This is a genomic window from Pseudomonas sp. SIMBA_068 (assembly GCF_046534705.1).
Classification (GTDB): Bacteria; Pseudomonadota; Gammaproteobacteria; order Pseudomonadales; family Pseudomonadaceae; genus Aquipseudomonas; species Aquipseudomonas putida.
Genome location: NZ_JAWRYI010001306.1, coordinates 1 through 246 on the forward strand (window position 1 = coordinate 1; position 246 = coordinate 246).

1 protein-coding gene is annotated in these 246 nt (G+C 46.7%); it reads left to right on the forward strand.

Features of this window, described 5'->3' with window-relative positions; all coding sequences use genetic code 11:
- Positions 1-165 precede the first annotated feature (165 nt).
- Positions 166-246, forward strand: an 81-nt coding sequence (locus tag SB756_RS33800) for a DeoR family transcriptional regulator (protein WP_159125056.1), incomplete at its 3' end; no start/stop codon positions are given.

A 246-nucleotide genomic window follows, 5' to 3' on the forward strand; every position in this document is an offset into this window, starting at 1 on the left:
GGTTAATTATCTTTGCGCTGATCTGGATTGTCGCCGGATGGTTTGATTTGTTTGGGATGTCGATGGCGAACGGAGCACACATCGCCGGGTTAGCCGTGGGTTTAGCGATGGCTTTTGTTGATTCGCTCAATGCGCGAAAACGAAAATAATTCCAGGGATTTAGAAATGAAACAAACACAACGTCACAACGGTATTATCGAACTGGTTAAACAGCAGGGTTATGTCAGTACCGAGGAGCTGGTGGAG